Genomic DNA, 18,783 nt, shown 5'->3' with positions numbered 1-18,783 from the left:
GACGGACGGGTGGGAACCGGGGGGACCCTACCCGGACGGAGGCGCGGTGACGCGCCGCCGGTGGCGCTCCTCACCCGAAGCGGTTCAGGAGCCGGCGGTAGAGGGTGGGGGTGAGGCCGCGTACGCGGCCCGGGAGGGTGAGCCAGGCGGGGACGTAGGCGTCGTCGCGGCCCCGGGAGACCGCGTCCCAGACCGCTCCCGCGACGCTGACGGGCGAGGCGGGGCGGGGACGGGAGCGGTCGTACGGCCGGCCGCGGCGGTCGAAGAAGCGCGTGTCCACGGGGCCGGGCACGACGAGCGTCACCCCCACGCCCGTGCCGCGCAGCTCCTGCCGGAGCGCCTCGGCGAACGCGGCGAGCCCGGCCTTGGCCGCGGAGTACACCGCTTCCTCCCGCACGCCCACGCAGCCGGCCAGCGAGCCGACGAGGACCACCCGGCCCCTGCCGGCCGTCACCATGGAGGGCAGCACCTCCCGTACGAGGTGCAGCGTCGCGTTGAGGTCCAGGAACAGCACCCGGTCGATGTCGGTGTGCGGCATGGCCCGGAACGGCCCCGCCCAGCCGATGCCCGCCCCGGCGACCAGCACGTCGATCCGGCCGGTCTGGCGCAGCGCGGCCTGAGCCAGCAGGCGTGCCCCCTCCGGGGCGGCGAGGTCGGCGGGCAGGAGGACCGCCGAGGTGCCGGACGCCGTCTCCTCCAGCCGGCGCCGGTCCCGTCCGCTGAGCAGCAGGTGCCAGCCCCCGGCGGCGAAGCGCCGCGCCGTGGCCGCGCCGATGCCCGAGGACGCGCCGGTGACGAGGGCGACGGGCCGGCCCGCGGGGGGCGGCGGCCCGTGTCCGCGCGCCGTGGCCGGGGCGGGGGCGGGTGCGGTGGTGTGACGGGCACCGCGTACGGGCTCCACCGGGGGGTCGTAGGTGGAGCCGGAGCCGGTGTGGGTCACGAGTCGGTCTCCCTGCGCTGTCGGTCCGCTCTGGTCTCGTGGTCGCTGCTCTGGTCTCGTGGTCGCTGCGGGGCCTCGTCATCCAGGACACCCCCACTCCGGTGCACCGCGCCAGCGCTGGAGCCGTTCGCCCGGCCCGGTTCCCCCCGGTCCGGCGCGCGTCGCTCGCGGCCTCCCGCGCTCCGCGCGCCGTACGGCGGCACCACCCCTGCGTGCCGCTCGGTGCCGCCATGCGGGTGTACGGGAGGTACGCGGCGCGGGTTGCCGGGATACGAAGGGGAGACCCTTCCGTCTCCGGTTCCGTCCGGCTCCCCGTGGCGAGGTCACCATGCGTCTGCTGCTCGTCCACCCCAGCGCCCTGATGTACTCCGAGATCTTCCTCCGGCTCGAACCGCTGGGCCTGGAGCGGGTCGCGGGCGCCGCCCGTGCGGCCGGCCACGAGGTGCGGGTCGTCGACCTCCAGGTGCTCGGCCTCGGGCGGCTGCGCGACGAGGTGCGGTCCTTCCGCCCGGAGGCGCTCGGCATCTCGCTGAACTACCTGGCGAACATCCCCGAGGCGATCGAGCTGGCGGCGCGGGTGAAGCGGGAGGTGCCGGGCTGCTTCGTCTTCCTCGGCGGGCACAGTGTCTCCTTCGTCGCCGAGGAGGTGCTCGAGCAGGCGCGGGGCGCGGTGGACGCCGTGGTGCGCGGCGAGGGGGAACCGGCGGTGGCGCCCCTGCTGGAGGCGGTGCGCGACGGCGGGGCGGAGGGGGTGCCGGGCATCGTCACGGCCGCCGGGCGCGGGCCCGCTCCGCTGATGCTGCACGGCATCGACACCCCGCTCCCGGCCCGGGACCTGATGCGGAGCCGGCGCCGCTACTTCATCGGCGAGCTCGACCCGTGCGCCTCCGTCGAGTTCACCCGCGGCTGCCCCTGGGACTGCTCGTTCTGCTCGGCGTGGACGTTCTACGGCCGCAGCTACCGCAAGGCGTCGCCGGAGGCGGCGGCGGCGGAACTGGCGGGCATCCGCGAGCCGAACGTGTTCGTCGTGGACGACGTGGCGTTCATCCGGCCGGAGCACGGGGACGCCATCGCCGCGGAGGTGGAGCGGCGCGGCATCCGCAAGCGGTACTACCTGGAGACGCGTGCCGACGTCCTGCTGCGCCACCCGGAGGTGTTCGAGCGGTGGGCGCGGCTGGGGCTGCGCTACATGTTCCTCGGCATGGAGGCGATCGACGCCGAGGGTCTGGACCTGTACCGCAAGCGGGTCAGCCCCGACGAGAACCTGAAGGCACTGGAGACGGCCCGCCGGCTCGGCATCAAGGTCGCCGTCAACCTGATCGTGGACCCGGCCTGGGACGAGGAGCGCTTCCGCGTGGTGCGGGAGTTCGCGCTGGCCGTGCCGGAGATCGTGCACTTCACCGTGATGACGCCGTACCCGGGCACCGAGATCTGGCACACCGAGTCGCGCCGGCTCACCACCCGCGACTACCGCCTCTTCGACATCCAGCACGCGGTGGTGCCCACCACGCTGCCGCTGGAGCGCTTCTACGAGGAGCTGGTGCGCACCCAGGCCGTCATCAACCGCAAGCACCTGGGACTGCGCACGGCCTTCGGCGCGGCGCGCGTGCTCACCCGCAACCTGCTGCACGGGCAGACCAACTTCGCCCGCATGCTGTGGAGGTTCAACCAGGTCTACAACCCGCGCCGGCAACTCGCCGACCACGCCCGGCCGGTGCGCTACGAGCTGCCGCTCCCCCGGCACCTCGACGTCGGCGACCGGCGCGGGCTGTACGTCCACACCCGGGGCTCGACGCAGGGCGCGCCGACCCGGCGGACACCGGACTAGCCGGCCCGGAAGGGCCGTCGTCCCATGGTGGTCGCCGTTCTCGCCTCGCTGGCCGCCGGTGTCTGCTTCGCGGTCGCGGGCGTCCTGCAGCAGTGGGCGGCGGCGGCACGGCCGGACGCGGAGGCGCTCACCGCGCGGCTGCTGGGGCACCTGGCGCGGGACCCGCTGTGGCTGTGCGGGATCGCGCTGGCCGTGGTGGCGTACGGATTCCAGTCGCTGGCGCTGGCGTTCGGGCCGCTGAGCCTGGTGCAGCCGCTGATCGTCGCGGAACTGGTCTTCGCGGTCCCGCTGTCGGCGCGGCTGCACCGGATGCGGCTGGGACCCAGGGAGTGGCTGGGAACGTGCGCGGTGACCGCGGGCCTGGCCCTGGCCCTGCTCTCCGCGCGCCCGCACGGCGGCGACCCGCGGGCGGCCGGCCTGCTCCCCTGGCTGCTGGTCGTCGGCGTGACCGCGGCCGTGGTCTGCGCCGTCCTCGCGGCCGCGCGCGTGCTGACCGGTCCCTGGCGGGCCTCGGCCACGGCGCTCGCCGCCGGGGCGGTCATGGGCACCCAGTCGGTCCTGCTGGCCTCGACCGTGGACCGCCTCCGGCACGGGCTGCTCGCGGCCCTGGCCGCCTGGCAGACGTACGCGCTCGTCGTGGCCAGCGTGGGCGGTCTGCTGCTCATCCAGAGCGCCTTCCAGCAGGGCCCGCTGGCCGCGAGCATGACCGTCCTCGACGCGACGGAACCGGTGGTCGCGGTGACCGTGGGCACGGTGGTGTTCGGCGAGGCGATCCGCACGGGCTGGCCGGTGTCGGCGGCGACGGTGGCGGGACTGGCGCTGGTGGGGGCGGGGATCGTGGCCCTGGACACCTCCCCGGTGGTCATGGCGCTGCACGGGCGGCGCGGGCGGGACCGGACGGCGTGAGCGGGCGCGGGGGCCGGGGCTCACGCCCGCCCGGTCCGCGGGGGGCGGGGGGACCAGACCGGGAGCAGGTCCTCCTCCAGCACGCGGTCCCAGGAGCGGTGGGTGTCCCCGGCCGTGGCCGCGGCCCGTCGCCGTACCTCCTCCCGCACGGCGGGCCGGTCGATCAGCGCGCCCAGGGCGTCCGCCCAGTCCCGGGGGTCGTCGCGGCGGACGACGACGCCGTCCCGGCCGGGTGCGGTCAGCCAGCGGGTGGTGTGCGCGCCCTCGGGCAGGACGACCGCCAGGCCGCACGCCATCGCCTCGGCGACGACGTTGCCGATGGTCTCCGTGCGGGACGGGAAGGCGAAGATGTCGCAGCCCGCGTACACCCGCGCCAGCCGGTCCTGCGGGAGCGGTCCGAGCAGGGTGACGTCCGGGCCGAGCGAGCGGCGCACCGCTTCCGCCTCGGCGCCCGCGCCCGCGACGACCAGGTGCACGGCCCTGTCCCGGGCGCGCAGCAGCCGCACGCTCTCGGTCAGCAGCGGCGCCCCCTTCGTGGCGTCCAGCCTCCCGGCGAACAGCACCAGCGGGCGGTCGGCCGGTACGCCGTACTCGCGCGCCAGCCGGGCGCGGGCGGTGCGGTCGGGCCGGAAGAGGTCGTGGTCGACGCCGCGGCGCAGCAGGGCGACCCGGTGCGGGCCGAGGACGCGGGCGAGTTCCGCGCGCCCCTGCGGGGTCGGGACCAGTACGTGCTCGCAGCTGTCCAGCAGCCGGTCCCGCCGCCGGCTCAGCAGGGTCCGCGCCCCGTCCGCCAGGAGGTCGTCCGTCCGGGGGTGGGGGCCGGGCAGCCACCGGTCGGCCAGATAGCGGGTGTAGACGGAGGCCAGCAGTGGTACGTCGGTGTGCACGGAACCGATGAGCCGGGGCCGCAGGGCGCCCCGCCGGGCCGCACGGCGGCCGAGGCGTACGGCGGTGGTGGCGAAGGCGAAGCTGTGGGTCAGGTGCCAGACGTCGTGCCGGGGCAGCAGGGCGGCGAGCCGCGGGTGGTGCGGCGCGAGGTCGCAGACGTCCTCCGCGCCGTCGGCCGACCGCATCGCCGCCGTGCTGAGCACCGGCCGGAGCATGACGAACCGGACGTGCGGGGCGAGGGGCTCGACCCGCTCCCGGTCGCCGAGGAAGTAGACGGTCAGGTCCACTCCGGTGCCGCCGGGAAGGCGGGCGGCACTCCGCGCGAAGTGCTCCCAGCACTTCACATGGCCGCCGGACGTATCGCGCCGCAGCAGCTCCACCAGGACGGCTACGGAGGGCACGATCAGGCCAGTACCACCCTTCCGGGTGATTCAATCGCGACACCGCCGCCAAAGATGTTGAACCTTGAAGGGAATGGGTCTACGGTGGGTCGCGTTGAAGTAATTGAACATTCAACATGATCTCCCCGCTCCCAGGAGGAACACCATGGGCATCTTCAACCGCAAGCAGGACGAGACCGCGACCGCCACAGGCACCGCCGGCGCGGTGAGCCCGGACCTGGCCGCCCTCACCGGCGAGTACACGATCGACCCGGCGCACACCACGATCGGCTTCGTCGCCCGGCACGCCATGGTCACCAACGTCAAGGGCAGCTTCCACGACTTCACCGGCACGCTGCGCCTCGACGGCGCCGACCCGTCCCACTCGACGGCCACCGTGGACGTGGTGATGGACAGCATCGACACGGGCAACGCCGACCGTGACGGCCACCTGAAGAGCGCGGACTTCTTCAAGACGGACGAGTTCCCGACGATGACGTTCCGCTCCACCGAGGCGGAGGCCCTCGGCGGCGACGACTACCGCATCACCGGTGACCTGACCATCCTGGGCACCACCCGGCCGCTCACCATCGACCTCGAGTTCAACGGCGCCGCGAAGGACCCCTTCGGCAACGAGCGCGTCGGCTTCGAGGGCAAGGCGGAGATCCTGCGCTCCGACTGGGGCCTGACCTGGAACGCGGCGCTGGAGACGGGCGGCTTCCTGGTCTCCGACAAGATCAAGCTGACCTTCGACATCTCGGCGATCAAGCAGGCGTGAAGCGCGCCGCCCTCTCGGGGGCGCCGCAGTCCGCTCACCGCCGCAAGGGCTCCCACGCGACCACCCCGGAACGCGCCCGCCTCCCCTGCGGGAGAGCGGGCGCCCGGCGTGTCCGGGTTCCCCTCCGCCGTGGGAACGGCGCGCCGGCGGCGCGGCACGGCATCATGGTCCGCATGACCGCCGCCGTCACTCCCCCGGGCCCCGAACGGGTCACCGTCGCCGCGTACGAGAACCTTCCGGGATGCCCTCACCCCCGGGCGGCCGTACGCGCTTGACTGCGCGAGCGAGGGATCGACTGGACGCCGTTCCCCGAGGAAGCGCTGCGGTGGGACCTGGCGTGCGGGCCGGACCGCGACGGGCGGTGGCGGGGATGGATCACCGTGACCGTGGACGCGGACGCGCTGCGGCGGCTCGGGCTGCACCCGGACCAGTCGCACTCCGGCACGGGCGGGGCGTCACCACCGGGGTGGTGGCACGCCGCCGGGGAGCGGTACGCGGTGGAGCGCGGGTGGCCGAGCGCCGGCTGACGTACGGCGGGCGGCATCGCGCCGCCCGCTCGCGTCGTTCAGAAGCCGCCGCCGAAATCGCCGCCCCCGCCCCCGCCGCCGAAGTCGCCCCCGCCGAAGCCGCCGCCGAAGTCCCCGCCGTCGAAGTCCGCGCCGGAGACGTCGCCGCCCTCGTAGCCGCCGTACCCGGCGCCGTAGTCGGCCGCGTAGGCGGGGCCGGCCATCATGCCGCCGAGCATCGTGCCGACGAGGAGGCCGGGCAGCAGGCCGCCGCCGAAGTAGCCGCCGGCCCAGGGACCGTAGGCGGGGCCCGCGTCCCAGTAGGGGCGGCGGCCGTAGTCGGTGTCGACCTCGCGGATCATCGGGTCACGGCCGTCGGCGAGGCGGGCCCGGTCGGCCGCGCAGACCGGGACCTCGCGCGCGGCGCCGCCCGGGGGCGTCCAGGTGGCGTCGGCGACCGAAGGGCCGTGGCGCGGGTCGAAGAAGCAGGGCGGGCGGCGCTCCGGCAGCGCCCGGCCCTCGCGGCGCGCGGCGAGCCGGGCGAGGGCGAAGCGGCCGTCCTCCACGGCCTGGGTCACGCCCCGGACGTCCTCCGGCCTGCGGGCCTCGGCCATCAGCCGTTTGGACTGCTCGTAGGCGTCGAGCGCGTGCGCGTAGTCCGTGCGCATCGCGTCGTCCGCGCCGGGCTCGGCGGGGTGGAAGTCGAGGCGGTCGAGTTCCTCGCCGAAGGCGGTGATGTCCTCGTCGACCACGACCCGCAGCTTCTCCAGCGCGGCCCGCTGCTCCTCCTCGTGGCGGCGCCGGTTGCGGCGGGACACGGCGTACACGCCCGCGCCGCCGGCGGCCAGCAGGGCGCCGACGGTGATCAGCCCGCCGACGGGGACGTCGCCGCCCCCTCCGCCGCTCCAGGAGTTCGGCGCCGATCCGCCGATGTTGCGCAGCGCGTCGTCGACGAAGTCGTTCAGCTGGGCCTTGGCGTCGCCCGCGCCCTGCGCGGCCGCGACCAGGTTCTGCACGCCCTGGCGGCTCAGCACGCTGCTGTCGGCGCGCGCGTCGAACTCGTCGCCGAGGCGGATGCCGTACAGGCCGGTGACACCGGTCTCCGTGCGCAGGTTCCGGAAGAGGCCGTCGGCCGGATAACCGGCCGGGAGGACCGCCACGAAGACCGGTTTGTCCGCGTCCTCGATCTTGTCGGCGAGGGCCTCGGCGTCGGACTCCGCCAGGATGCCGGTGGCCTCGGGATCGACGTAGACGGGGCTCTCGCGCAGCGCCTGGGCGACGGTCGAGAGGTCCGTGGCCGCGTGCGCCCCGGGCGCAACGGCCGTCAGCACCGCCAGTGCGGCGGCGATCGGCACGATCAGCAGGCGTACGAGGAGCGTACGCGTCGGCGCGGCCTTCATATGTTCGAAGCTACCCGAATCCGGCCGCAAACGGGCATTCGGTGCGGCGGAGGTTTCCCGGTGACGCCCCGCCGCGCCCGTCGCCCCGACGCCCCCTACGCGGCCGGCTCCACCCCGGCGCGCAGCAGGCCGTAGGTGTACGCGTCCTCCAGGGCCTGCCAGGAGGCGGCGATGACGTTGTCCGCGACGCCCACCGTGGACCACTCCCCCGCCCCGTCGGACGTGGAGATCAGGACCCGGGTGGTGGACTGGGTGCCGTGCTTGCCCTCGAGGATGCGGACCTTGTAGTCGACCAGCTCCAGCTTGGCCAGCTGGGGGTAGATCTTCTCCAGGGCGACGCGCAGGGCGCGGTCGAGGGCGTTGACCGGGCCGTTGCCCTCGGCGGTGGCGACGATGCGCTCGCCCTTGGCCCACAGCTTGACCGTGGCCTCGTTGGCGTGGGTGCCGTCGGGGCGGTCCTCGACGATCGCGCGCCAGGACTCGACGTCGAAGTACTTCAGCGGCCCGCCCTCGGCCTCCGTGCGCAGCAGGAGTTCGAAGGAGGCGTCGGCGGCCTCGTAGGTGTAGCCCTTGAGCTCGCGCTCCTTGACCCGCTCGACGACCCGGCCGACCAGTTCGCGGTCGCCGCCGAGGTCGATGCCGAGCTCCTTGCCCTTGAGCTCGATCGAGGCGCGGCCGGCCATGTCGGACACCAGCATCCGCATGGTGTTGCCGACCTGCTCGGGGTCGATGTGCTGGTACAGGTCCGGGTCGACCTTGATCGCGGAGGCGTGCAGGCCGGCCTTGTGCGCGAAGGCGGAGACGCCGACGTAGGGCTGGTGGGTGGAGGGGGTGAGGTTGACGACCTCGGCGATGGCGTGCGAGATGCGGGTCATCTCGCGCAGCCGGCCCCCGGGCAGGACCTTCTTGCCGTACTTCAGCTCCAGCGCGGCCACGACCGGGAAGAGGTTGGCGTTGCCGACGCGCTCGCCGTAGCCGTTGGCCGTGCACTGCACGTGCGTGGCGCCGGCGTCGACGGCGGCGAGGGTGTTGGCGACCGCGCAGCCGGTGTCGTCCTGGGCGTGGATGCCGAGCCGGGCGCCGGTGTCGGCGAGCACGGTGGAGACCACGGCCTGGATCTGCGCCGGGAGCATGCCGCCGTTGGTGTCGCACAGGACGACGACGTCGGCGCCGGCGCCGGAGGCGGCGCGGACGACCGCCTTCGCGTACTCGGGGTTGGCGCGGTAGCCGTCGAAGAAGTGCTCGCAGTCGACGAAGACCCGGCGGCCCTGTTCCCTGAGGAAGGCCACGGTGTCGCGGACCATCGCCAGGTTCTCGTCCAGGGTGGTGCGCAGGGCGAGTTCGACATGGCGGTCGTGGGACTTCGCGACCAGCGTGATCACCTGGGCGCCGGAGTCGAGGAGCGCCTTGACCTGCGGGTCCTTCTCGGCGGTGGTGCCGGCCCGGCGGGTGGAGCCGAACGCGACCAGCCGGGCGTTCCGGAACTCGATCTCCTGCCGGGCGCGGGCGAAGAACTCGGTGTCCCGCGGGTTCGCACCGGGCCAGCCGCCCTCGATGAAGCCCACGCCGAACTCGTCCAGGTGCCGCGCGATGGCCAGCTTGTCGGCGACCGTGAGGTTGATGCCCTCACGCTGGGCGCCGTCGCGCAGGGTGGTGTCGAAGACGTGGAACGAGTCGTCGAGTTCGCTGGGTGCGGTCATGGTCTGAAGGCTCCTGAGTTGATCTCGGTCTACCGGAATGACCGGTTCCACCGTCCCTCCATGGTCCCTCACGCCCCGTTCCCGGCTGTGGGTGGGCCGGGAAACAGAAAAACCCCTCGCGGGTGCGAGAGGTCTGCGCGCGGGTCGAGGACGACGGTGTCCGCCCGTACGGTGTCGTACGTGCGGTCACTGCGGACCGGCGCGCCTGCTGCCAATAATCGTGGCGAACGAGAGCACGGGGGCAGTCTGGCACAAGCCGCCCCCGTGCTCACCGTCCGTCTCAGGATGCGGGCGGTGGGTACTCAGCGCAGACGGCGGACGAAGACGTCCCGCAGGCCGTTGGTGTCGTCCGGGACCAGGTTGGTGGCCCAGCTCTCGAAGGCCACCACGCGTCCGTCGCGGCTGACCGCGGCGTCCGACCAGGACTGGCTGTCGCTCTCGCCGCCGTCGTGGGCGACGGTCACCCTCCGGTTGACGCCCGTGCGCAGATCGCGGGCGAAGAGCGGACCGCGCGCCGTCTCGCCGGCCACGAGGCCGCTCGCCTCCGAGCGGAAGACGACGTGCCGGCCGTCCTCGCTGATCACCGGCTGCCCGGAGTCGCCGTCCGTCTGCCCGCCGGCCGCGGTGAGCGAGACCCGCTCGGTGGCGCCGGTGCGCAGGTCGCGCAGGAAGACGTCGACCCGGCCGTTGGTGTCCCCCGGCACCAGGTCGTCCGCGTCCGACTCGAAGACGACGTAGCGGCCGTCACCGCTCACCGACGCCGTCCGCGAGTCCGCGGACGCCTGTGCGCCGGTCGCGGGAGACGTTGACGCGCTCGGTCTCCCCCCGCGCCGGCGCGGCGGTCGCGGACAGTGCCGCCGTCACCGCCATCGCCCCCGCGATCACCGCGACGGACGCCCCCCGCATGGCTCTGTGCATGGTTCCCCCCTGCCCCCCGTGCTTCCCCGTGGACGCCGGGCCCCCGGCCCCGCGCCGGGGGCTCCCCCGAGCCAAACGCACCGCCGGGCACCGGGTCAATCCGACGTGTTCAGTACGACCCGGGCGTCGGCTCAGGCGTCCGCGAGGAGGGTTTCGGCGAGGAACTCCCTTACGTGGGAGAGGACTTGAGGCCGGTCCGTGCCGCGCAGGCCGATCGCCACGTGGATGGAGAGGCCGTCGAGCAGGGCACGGAGGCGGGCCGCATGACGGTCGGGGTCGACGCGGCGGAACTCGCCCCGGGAGATGCCCTCGGCCAGCAGCGCCACGAGGTCGCGGTGCCAGGCGCCCTCGATGGCGGCCTGGCGGTCGCGGGCGTCCGCGCCGGCGTTCTGCGAGCGGTTCCAGACCTCCAGCCACAGCGTCCAGTGCGGATCGCGGTGGCCGTCGGGGACGTACAGCTCCACGTAGGCCTCGAGGCGTTCCCGGGCGGTGACGGGCCGGGCGAGCAGGCGGGAGCGCTCGGCGCCGAGGCGGCCCTCGCTCCACTCCAGGGTCCTCAGGAGCAACTCGTCCTTGGAGCGGAAGTAGTAGACCAGGTGGCCGCTGCTCATGCCGACCTCCCGGCCGAGGGCGGCCATGGTCAGCTGTTCCAGGCCGCGCTCGGCGATCATCGCCATGGCGGCGGCGAGGACGTCCTCGCGGGGCGGCGCGGGGGTGCGGCGGCGGGCGGTCACTCGGCGGCCTCCGGCCGCACGGCGTCCGGGACGCACCGGGTCGCGCACATCCGCACGCCGCCGGGCACGGTCCCCCCGTACGCGTCGCGGTCCCCCTCGTGGGGCGCGAACGGGGCCCCGGACGGCCGGGGTTCGGCCGCGCAGGTCCCGCGCGGGGCACCGGGCGGGCCGTGGCGGCGGCCGTCCGGGCCGGGCCGGCCGTACCGGCCCGGGTACCCGGGCATCCCGTCGAGCCGGCGGACCGGCCCGGTCAGCCGTCGGCCGCGGGCCGCGCAGAGCAGTGTGTTCACCCGTCCGTTCTACCGGACCGCCGTCCTGGGCTGCTGCTGGGTGATGCAGTGGATGCCGCCGCCGCCCGCGAAGACGGTGCGCGCGTCGACGAGCGTCACCGTCCGCTCGGGGAAGAGGCGGCGGAAGACGCCGGCGGCGATCTCGTCGCGGGGGTCGTCGAACCCGCAGAGCACCACGCCGCCGTTGCAGAGGTAGTGGTTGATGTAGGAGTAGTCGGCCCAGTGGCCGTCGGCCTCCAGGACGGTCGGGGCGGGCACCTCGACCACCTCCAGGCGGCGGCCCCGCGCGTCGGTGGCGGACTTCAGGACGCCGATGACCTCCTTGCTCACCTCGTGGTCGGGGTGTGCCGGGTCCGGCTGGTGGTGGGCGACGACCACGCCGGGGCGGGCGAACGCGGCCACGATGTCGACGTGGCCGAGGGTGCCGAAGCCGTGCGGGGGGTAGTCGGCGGTGAGCCCGCGCGGCAGCCAGATCGCCTTGCGGGTGCCGAGGTGGGCGTGGATCTCCGCCTCGACCTGCTCCTTCGTCCAGCCGGGGTTGCGCTCGGGACCGAGCTGGACCGTCTCCGTGAGCAGGACGGTGCCCTCGCCGTCGACGTGGAACCCGCCGCCCTCGTTGACGAGCCCCGAGGGGTACGTCCGCGCCCCGGCGAGGTCCGCGACGTGCGCGGCGATCTTCGCGTCGTGCTCCCAGCGGGCCCACTCCTGGGCGCCCCAGCCGTTGAACACCCAGTCGACGGCGGCCAGTGAGCCCCGGCCGTCGGTGAGGAAGGTGGGCCCGATGTCGCGCATCCAGGCGTCGTCGAGGTCCCGCTCCACCGTGTCGATGCCGGGACCGAGCAGCGCCCGCGCCTCGGCGGACTGCCCGGTGCCGCACACCACCGTCACCGGCTCGAACCGGCGGACCGCGCGGGCCACCGACGCCCAGGCGCTCCGGGCGGCGGCCAGCTCCCCGGGGCCGGCGAAGGTGGGGTTGGGGCCGGGCCAGGCCATCCAGGTCCGCTCGTGCGGGGTCCACTCGGCGGGCATGCGGAAGCCGTCGGACGCGGGCGTGTTCATGAGGGTCCTCAGAGGAAGTAGAGGCGGTTGAGGGAGACCGAGTCGGCGGGCTCGGAGCGCAGCGGTTCGCCGTCGAGGGTGACCAGGCCGGTGCGCTGGTCGACGTCGACGGATCCGGTACGGGTGTTGCGGCGCAGGTCGGCCGGGCCGATGCCGCGGGTGCCGCGCACGGCGACCCTTCTCCTGCGGGTCGGCAGCGTGTCGTCGCCCTGGTCCAGGGCGGCCCGCGCGACGAAGGCGACGGAGAGGTCGGCGGGGGTGGCGCCGTGCGCGCCGAACTGCGGCCCCAGCACGAGGGGTTCGCAGGTGTCGGTGGCCGCGTTGGGGTCGCCGGTGACGCCGTACGCCGGGAAGCCCGCCTTCAGCACCAGCTGCGGTTTGGCGCCGAAGTACTCCGGCCGCCACAGCACGATGTCGGCGAGCTTGCCGACCTCCAGGGAGCCGACCTCGTGGGAGAGCCCGTGGGCGATGGCGGGGTTGACGGTCAGTTTGGCCATGTAGCGCAGGACCCGCTCGTTGTCGTCGTCCCCGTCGGCGCCGAACTGGGCCTTCATCTTCCCGGCCATGGCGAAGGTGCGGCGGACCGTCTCGCCGGCGCGGCCCATGCCCTGGGCGTCGGAGGAGGTGATGCCGATGGCGCCCAGGTCGTGCAGGACGTCCTCGGCGCCCATGGTCCCGGCGCGGATGCGGTCGCGGGCCATGGCGGCGTCGCCGGGCAGGTCGGTCTTGAGGTCGTGGACGGAGACGATCATGCCGTAGTGCTCGGCGACCGCGTCCCGGCCGAAGGGCAGGGTGGGGTTGGTGGAGGAGCCGATGACGTTCGGCACGCCCGCCATCTTCAGCACGTTGGGGACGTGTCCGCCGCCGCAGCCCTCGATGTGGAAGGCGTGGATGGTGCGGCCCTCCAGCACGCGGAGGGTGTCCTCGACCGACAGGCACTCGTTCAGCCCGTCGCTGTGCAGGGCGACCTGCACGTCGTGCTCCTCGGCGACGCGCAGCGCGGTGTCCAGGGCGCGGGTGTGGGCGCCCATGTCCTCGTGCACCTTGAACCCGCAGGCGCCGCCCTCGGCGAGCGCCTCGATCAGGGGCGCCCCGTGCGACGACGAGCCCCGGCCGAGGAACCCGATGTTGACGGGCCAGGCGTCGAAGGCGCCGAACGCGTGCCCGAGCGCCCAGGGGGAGTTGACCCCGACGCCCCACACGGGCCCGAACTCCTGCCCGATGATCGTGGTCACCCCGGAGGCGAGCGAGGCCTCCATGATGCGCGGCGACAGCAGGTGGACGTGGGTGTCGACGGCTCCGGCGGTGGCGATCAGCCCTTCGCCGGACACGATGGAGGTGCCGGTGCCGACCACGACGTCCACCCCGTCGAGGGTGTCGGGGTTCCCGGCCCGGCCGATCGCGTGGATCCGGCCCTCGCGGATGCCGATGGACACCTTGCGGATGCCCTGCACGGCGTCGATCACGACGACGTTGCTGATCACGACGTCGCAGGTCTCGCGCACGGCGGCGGCCTTCAGGTGCAGTCCGTCGCGGGCGGTCTTGCCGAAGCCGGCCAGGAACTCGTCGCCGTGGCGCTGGGAGTCGGACTCGACGCGGATCACCAGCCCCGAGTCGCCGAGGCGGACGCGGTCGCCGGCGCGCGGGCCGTGGGTGGCGGCGTACTCGTAGGGGTTCACCGGTCGCCTCCCGGAGCCTTCGCTCCCAGGTATCCGCAGAGGGCGGCCCTGCGCAGGGCCTCCTCCTTCGCTCCCGGCGCGTCCAGCGGCCCGTCGACCAGCCCGGCGAAGCCGATGGCGGTGCGGGCGCCGCCGAGGGGGACGAGCCCCACCTCGACGCTCTCGCCGGGGCCGAAGCGCACCGACGACCCCGCGGGCACCGCGAGGCGCATGCCGTAGGCGCGTTCGCGGTCGAAGTCGAGCCGGGGGTTGGCCTCGAAGAAGTGGAAGTGGGAGGTGACGGAGACGGGCACGGTCGCGGTGTTGGTGACCGTCAGCCGCAGGGCCGCCTCGGGTTCGGCGTGTTCCGGACCCGGCAGCAGGGCGCCCGGGGCGTGTTCCCCGAGGCCGCCGCCGAGGGGGTCGCAGACCACCGCGAGCCGTGAGCCGTCGTCGAAGACCGCCTCGACGTGCACCTCGGTGACCACGTCCGCGACACCCGGCAGCACGTCGTCCGGGCCCAGCACCGACCGGGCGCGCTCGATCGCCTCGGCCAGCCGGGCGCCGTCGCGGGCCGCCTCGCACACCGTGTCGGCGATGAGCGCGGTCGCCTCCGGGACGTTGAGCCTGAGACCGCGCGCCCTGCGGGCCCGGGCCAGCTCGGCGGCCGAGAACAGCAGCAGCCGGTCGCGCTCCGTGGGGGTCAGTCGCACGGCGGGGCACCTCCTTGCCTTCCTCGTTTAGAGCATCACTCTAAACATGAGATTCCCACTTTCCAACCGTTGACTGGACACCAGGGCAACCGTCACATTGAGCGTCGCTCAAAAAACCCGGCGGCAGCCGAAGGAGACCAGCCATGCCGATGGAACAGCGCGGAGTCGACACCATCCCGGAGGAGGAGAGGACCAGCGGGCCACGCGACCTCGTCTCGATCCTGCTGGGCTCCAACCTCTGCCTGGGGGTGATCGTCTTCGGCTGGCTGCCGCCCTCCTTCGGCCTCGGCTGGTGGGCCTCGGTGACCTCGGTGGTCGCGGGCACGGTGGCCGGGACGGCGCTCACCGCGCCGCTGGCGCTCGTCTCCCTGCGCACCGCGACGAACCTGTCCACGTCCTCCGGCGCCCAGTTCGGCGTGCGCGGCCGGCTCGTCGGCTCGGTGGTCGGACTGCTGCTGGCCCTCGGCTACACCGCGCTGACGGTGTGGATCGGCGGTGACGTGATGGTGGGCGTCCTCGGCCGCCTGTCCGGCATGCCGGCGAACGGGGTGTCCTACGGCGTGGTCTACGGGCTGCTCGCGGCGGCGACGGTGGCGGGCGCGGTGTACGGCTACCGGGTGCTGCTCGCGATGTCCCGGGTGCTCGCCCTGGGCATGACGGCCCTGCTGGCGCTCGGCGTGGTCGCCTACGCCCCGCGCTTCACCACCGACGCGCTGCCGGAGGCCGGCGGGTACCTGCTGGGCGGGTTCTGGCAGACCTGGCTGCTCGCCGCCGTGGCCGCCGGACTGTCCGGGCCGGTCGCCTTCATCACCCTGCTCGGCGACTACACCCGCTACGTCTCCCCGGCCCGCCACTCCGCGCGCCGGGTGCTGCGCGCGACCTGGCTGGGGCTGCTGCTGGGCCTGCTGGTGCCGCAGCTGTTCGGCACCTTCACGGCGTACGCGGCCCGCGCGGCCCTGGACTACGCGGGGCCGCTGGTGGACGCCGCCCCCACCTGGTACCTGGTGCCGCTGCTGCTCGCCGCCTCCGCGGGCTCGGTCGGCAACGCGGGGCTGATGCTGTACTCGATGGGCCTGGACCTCGACGCCATCGTGCCGCGCGCCTCCCGCGCGACGGCCACGTACGTCGTCGCCGTGATCGCCACGGCCTGCGTGTTCGCCGGGCACCATCTGTCGACGGCCCAGGACGCGATGACGTCGTTCGTGCTGCTGCTCACCGCGATCGGCACACCGTGGGCCGTGATCACCCTCATCGGCTCCGCCCGCTGCGGCGGGGTCTACGACGCCGACGCGCTCCAGGTCTTCAACCGCCGCGCGCGGGGCGGGGCCTACTGGTACACCGCCGGCTGGAACGTCCCGGCGACGGTGTCCTGGGCGCTCGGCGCGGTCGTCGGCGTGCTGGCCGTGTCCCTGCCGTCGTACGAGGGCCCGCTGCTGGCGCTGACCGGCGGGGTGGACGTCAGCTTCCTGCTGTCGGGGCTGGTGGGAGGCGTGGCGTACGCGGTGCTGCCGCAGCCCCGGGACCGGTCCGGACACGCCCCCGGGCCGGACGCCCCGGACGCCCCGGCCGGTCCGGCGCTCGGGGACGAGGCCGTCCGGGCCTAGGCGCAGGTCCGGGACCCGGGAGGATCCGCGGCGACGGCCCCCGGCGCGGCCGCGGCCGCGCCGGGGACTGCCGGTCAGCCCAGCTCGTGCATCCAGCCGTGCTTGTCCTCGACGGTGCCGCGCTGGATGTCGAGGAGGGCCCGGCGCAGGCGCATGGTGACCTCGCCGGGCTCGCCGCCGCTCTGCTGCCACTCGGCGCCGGCCCGCTTGACGGTGCCGACCGGGGTGATGACGGCGGCCGTGCCGCAGGCGAAGACCTCGGTGAGGCTGCCGTTCTCGGAGTCGCGCTGCCACTGCTCGACGGAGACCCGCTCCTCGACGGCCTCGTACCCGAGGTCGCGGGCGACGGTCAGCAGGGAGTCGCGGGTGACGCCCTCCAGGATGGAACCGCTGAGGGTGGGCGTGACGATCCTGTCGCCGTACACGAAGTACAGGTTCATGCCGCCCAGCTCCTCGACCCAGGTGTGCTCCACGGCGTCGAGGTAGCAGACCTGGTCGCAGCCCTTGGCGGCGGCCTCGGCCTGGGCGAGCAGGGAGGCCGCGTAGTTGCCGCCCGTCTTCGCGTCGCCCATGCCGCCGGGGACGGCGCGGACGCGGTCCTCGGAGACCCAGATGGAGACCGGCTTCACGCCGCCGGGGAAGTAGGCGCCGGCCGGGGAGGCGATGACCAGGAACAGGTACTCGTTGGCGGGCTTGACGCCCAGGCCGACCTCGGTCGCGATCATGAACGGGCGCAGGTAGAGGGACTCCTCGCCGCCGTGCGCCGGCACCCATGCCTTGTCCTGCGTGACCAGGGCGTCGCACGCCTCGATGAACGTCTCGACCGGCAGCTCGGGCATCGCGAGACGGCGGGCGGAGCGCTGGAAGCGCTCGGCGTTCTTCTCCGGGCGGAAGGTGGCGACGGACCCGTCGGGCCGGCGGTAGGCCTTCAGGCCCTCGAAGATCTCCTGGGCGTAGTGCAGGACGGTGGTGGCGGGGTCGAGGGAGATCGGCGCGTACGGAACGAGCTGGCCGTCGTGCCAACCGCGACCCTCGGTCCACTTGATCGTCACCATGTGATCGGTGAAGTGGCGGCCGAACCCGGGGTTGGCCAGGATCGCCTCGCGCTCCGCGTCCGAAAGCGGGTGGGCGGAGGGCTTGAGCTCGATCGTGGGCGTCGTCATGAGTGGTTGTCCTTCACCGGTTGTAGTGACGGGCCGCGCACACGCCCGTACGGCCGTTGGCCAGTGCTGGGACGTCCGAGCATTCCCTCATTCCGCGGCTCCGTGTCCGATTATCGCCCGGGGACGGCGGCGGAAGGAACGGGGTGGATGCGGCCCGGTGGTCGATGGTGGCACCCGGCGGGGACATGCGGAAGCCGCCGGGTGCGGATGCGGCCCGGCGGCTTCGGGGGTGTCGAGGCGGCGCGCCGGGTCAGCCGGCTACTCGTGCGGCGAGCGCGTCGCCGATCTGCGAGGTGCTGCGGGCGGGCAGGCCGCCGCGTTCCGCGAGGTCGGCGGAGACGGCGTCCTCGATGCGGGCCGCCTCGGCGTCGTGGCCGAGGTGGCGCAGGAGGAGGGCGACGGACAGGACCGTGGCGCTGGGGTCGGCCTTGCCCTGGCCGGCGATGTCCGGGGCCGAGCCGTGCACGGGCTCGAACATGGACGGGAACGCGCCGGTGGGGTTGATGTTCCCGCTCGCCGCGACGCCGATGCCGCCGGAGACGGCCGCGGCGAGGTCGGTGATGATGTCGCCGAAGAGGTTGTCGGTGACGATGACGTCGAACCGCTCGGGCTGGGTGACCAGGTAGATGGTCGCGGCGTCGACGTGGATGTAGTCGGTGGTGACCTCGGGGTACTCCTCGGCCACCTTGTTGAAGATGTTCGTCCACAGGTGGCCGGCGAAGGTCAGCACGTTGTTCTTGTGGACCAGCGTGAGCTTCTTGCGCGGGCGGGCCTGGGCGCGGGCGAAGGCGTCGCGGACCACGCGCTCGACGCCGAAGGCCGTGTTCACGGACACCTCGGTGGCGACCTCGTGCGGCGTGCCCTTGCGGATGGTGCCGCCGTTGCCGGTGTACGGGCCCTCGGTGCCCTCGCGGACCACGACGAAGTCGATCTCCGGCTGTCCGGCGAGCGGGGTGGCCACCCCGGGCAGGAGCTTGCTCGGCCGCAGGTTGACGTGGTGGTCGAAGGCGAAGCGGAGCTTGAGCAGGAAACCGCGCTCGAGGACGCCGGAGGGGACGCTGGGGTCCCCGATGGCGCCGAGCAGGATGGCGTCGTGCTGCTTGAGCTCGTCGAGGTCGGCGTCGGTGAGGGTCTCACCGGTGGCGTGGTAGCGCCTGGCGCCGAAGTCGTACTCCTTGGTCTCCAGCTTCACATCCTGCGGAAGGACGGCGGAGAGGACCTTCAGGCCTTCGGCCACGACCTCCTGGCCGATGCCGTCACCGGGGATCACTGCGAGATTGATGCTGCGAGACATGCGGGCACCCTACTCCTCGTCCCA

Annotated in this window: 18 protein-coding genes; 5 read left to right on the top strand and 13 right to left on the bottom strand. The window is 74.0% G+C overall.

Annotated features, from left to right (window positions below):
* Positions 1-70: 70 nt before the first annotated feature.
* Positions 71-940 carry an SDR family NAD(P)-dependent oxidoreductase gene (locus GL259_RS27325; protein WP_159535960.1) on the bottom strand — a complete coding sequence of 290 codons (870 nt, stop codon included), beginning with the start codon at positions 938-940 and terminating at the stop codon, positions 71-73.
* Positions 941-1,268: 328 nt separating this feature from the next.
* On the opposite strand from GL259_RS27325, the gene hpnR reads away from it, so the two are divergent.
* A complete protein-coding gene (gene hpnR / locus GL259_RS27320) occupies positions 1,269-2,768 on the top strand; it encodes a hopanoid C-3 methylase HpnR (RefSeq protein ID WP_159535959.1) in 1,500 nt (499 codons plus the stop codon).
* 24 nt (positions 2,769-2,792) lie between these two features.
* A complete protein-coding gene (locus GL259_RS27315) occupies positions 2,793-3,674 on the top strand; it encodes a DMT family transporter (RefSeq protein ID WP_159535958.1) in 882 nt (293 codons plus the stop codon).
* 20 nt (positions 3,675-3,694) lie between these two features.
* On the opposite strand, the gene GL259_RS27310 is transcribed toward GL259_RS27315, so the two are convergent.
* A complete protein-coding gene (locus GL259_RS27310) occupies positions 3,695-4,963 on the bottom strand; it encodes a glycosyltransferase (protein ID WP_159535957.1) in 1,269 nt (422 codons plus the stop codon).
* Positions 4,964-5,108: 145 nt separating this feature from the next.
* On the opposite strand from GL259_RS27310, the gene GL259_RS27305 reads away from it, so the two are divergent.
* Both GL259_RS27305 and GL259_RS27300 read left to right on the top strand, forming a co-directional pair.
* Positions 5,109-5,720, top strand: coding sequence for a YceI family protein (locus GL259_RS27305; protein WP_159535956.1), 612 nt, complete (start codon positions 5,109-5,111; stop codon positions 5,718-5,720).
* A gap of 380 nt (positions 5,721-6,100) precedes the next feature.
* Complete coding sequence (locus GL259_RS27300) at positions 6,101-6,247, top strand: hypothetical protein (protein WP_347814626.1); 147 nt, start codon at positions 6,101-6,103, stop codon at positions 6,245-6,247.
* Positions 6,248-6,285: 38 nt separating this feature from the next.
* Here the strand turns inward: GL259_RS27300 and GL259_RS27295 are convergent, their stop codons facing one another.
* From GL259_RS27295 to ureA, 9 genes are all read right to left on the bottom strand, one after another.
* Positions 6,286-7,626, bottom strand: coding sequence for a hypothetical protein (locus GL259_RS27295; protein ID WP_159535955.1), 1,341 nt, complete (start codon positions 7,624-7,626; stop codon positions 6,286-6,288).
* A 95-nt stretch (positions 7,627-7,721) separates the two neighbouring features.
* Positions 7,722-9,326, bottom strand: a complete 1,605-nt coding sequence (cimA, locus tag GL259_RS27290) for a citramalate synthase (RefSeq protein ID WP_159535954.1) — start codon at positions 9,324-9,326, stop codon at positions 7,722-7,724.
* A 302-nt stretch (positions 9,327-9,628) separates the two neighbouring features.
* Entirely contained in the window at positions 9,629-10,081 is a 453-nt protein-coding gene (locus GL259_RS27285) for a PD40 domain-containing protein (RefSeq protein ID WP_159535953.1), read from the bottom strand.
* On the bottom strand, positions 10,071-10,244 hold the full coding sequence (locus GL259_RS27280; RefSeq protein ID WP_159535952.1) for a hypothetical protein: 174 nt from the start codon (positions 10,242-10,244) through the stop codon (positions 10,071-10,073). Before GL259_RS27280 ends, GL259_RS27285 begins: the two co-directional genes overlap by 11 nt.
* Before the next feature lie 131 nt (positions 10,245-10,375).
* Complete coding sequence (locus GL259_RS27275) at positions 10,376-10,921, bottom strand: TetR/AcrR family transcriptional regulator (RefSeq protein WP_159539025.1); 546 nt, start codon at positions 10,919-10,921, stop codon at positions 10,376-10,378.
* Between the two features lie 53 nt (positions 10,922-10,974).
* A complete protein-coding gene (locus tag GL259_RS27270) occupies positions 10,975-11,268 on the bottom strand; it encodes a hypothetical protein (protein WP_159535951.1) in 294 nt (97 codons plus the stop codon).
* Positions 11,269-11,277: 9 nt separating this feature from the next.
* Positions 11,278-12,327 (bottom strand): agmatine deiminase family protein, encoded by a 1,050-nt coding sequence (locus GL259_RS27265; protein ID WP_159535950.1) that lies wholly within the window; start codon positions 12,325-12,327, stop codon positions 11,278-11,280.
* Positions 12,328-12,335: 8 nt separating this feature from the next.
* Positions 12,336-14,006 carry an urease subunit alpha gene (locus GL259_RS27260; protein ID WP_159535949.1) on the bottom strand — a complete coding sequence of 557 codons (1,671 nt, stop codon included), beginning with the start codon at positions 14,004-14,006 and terminating at the stop codon, positions 12,336-12,338.
* The gene (gene ureA / locus GL259_RS27255; protein ID WP_159535948.1) at positions 14,003-14,698 is read right to left on the bottom strand and encodes an urease subunit gamma; all 696 of its coding nucleotides are present in this window, start codon (positions 14,696-14,698) and stop codon (positions 14,003-14,005) included. The genes GL259_RS27260 and ureA overlap by 4 nt, the downstream gene beginning before the upstream one ends.
* Before the next feature lie 143 nt (positions 14,699-14,841).
* Between ureA and GL259_RS27250 the strand changes: the two genes are divergently transcribed.
* The gene (locus tag GL259_RS27250) at positions 14,842-16,302 is read left to right on the top strand and encodes a cytosine permease (protein WP_159535947.1); all 1,461 of its coding nucleotides are present in this window, start codon (positions 14,842-14,844) and stop codon (positions 16,300-16,302) included.
* 74 nt (positions 16,303-16,376) lie between these two features.
* Here GL259_RS27250 and GL259_RS27245 read toward each other — a convergent pair whose 3' ends face one another.
* Together GL259_RS27245 and GL259_RS27240 are read right to left on the bottom strand one after the other, a co-directional pair.
* On the bottom strand, positions 16,377-17,465 hold the full coding sequence (locus tag GL259_RS27245) for a branched-chain amino acid aminotransferase (RefSeq protein ID WP_159535946.1): 1,089 nt from the start codon (positions 17,463-17,465) through the stop codon (positions 16,377-16,379).
* A gap of 250 nt (positions 17,466-17,715) precedes the next feature.
* Positions 17,716-18,759: a 3-isopropylmalate dehydrogenase gene (locus tag GL259_RS27240; RefSeq protein ID WP_159535945.1), complete on the bottom strand. Its 1,044-nt coding sequence runs from the start codon at positions 18,757-18,759 to the stop codon at positions 17,716-17,718.
* Positions 18,760-18,783 lie beyond the last annotated feature (24 nt).

Origin of the sequence: Streptomyces sp. Tu 3180 (genome assembly GCF_009852415.1) — a bacterium.
Lineage (GTDB): Bacteria > Actinomycetota > Actinomycetes > Streptomycetales > Streptomycetaceae > Streptomyces.
This window is presented reverse-complemented; position numbering and strand designations above follow the sequence as displayed.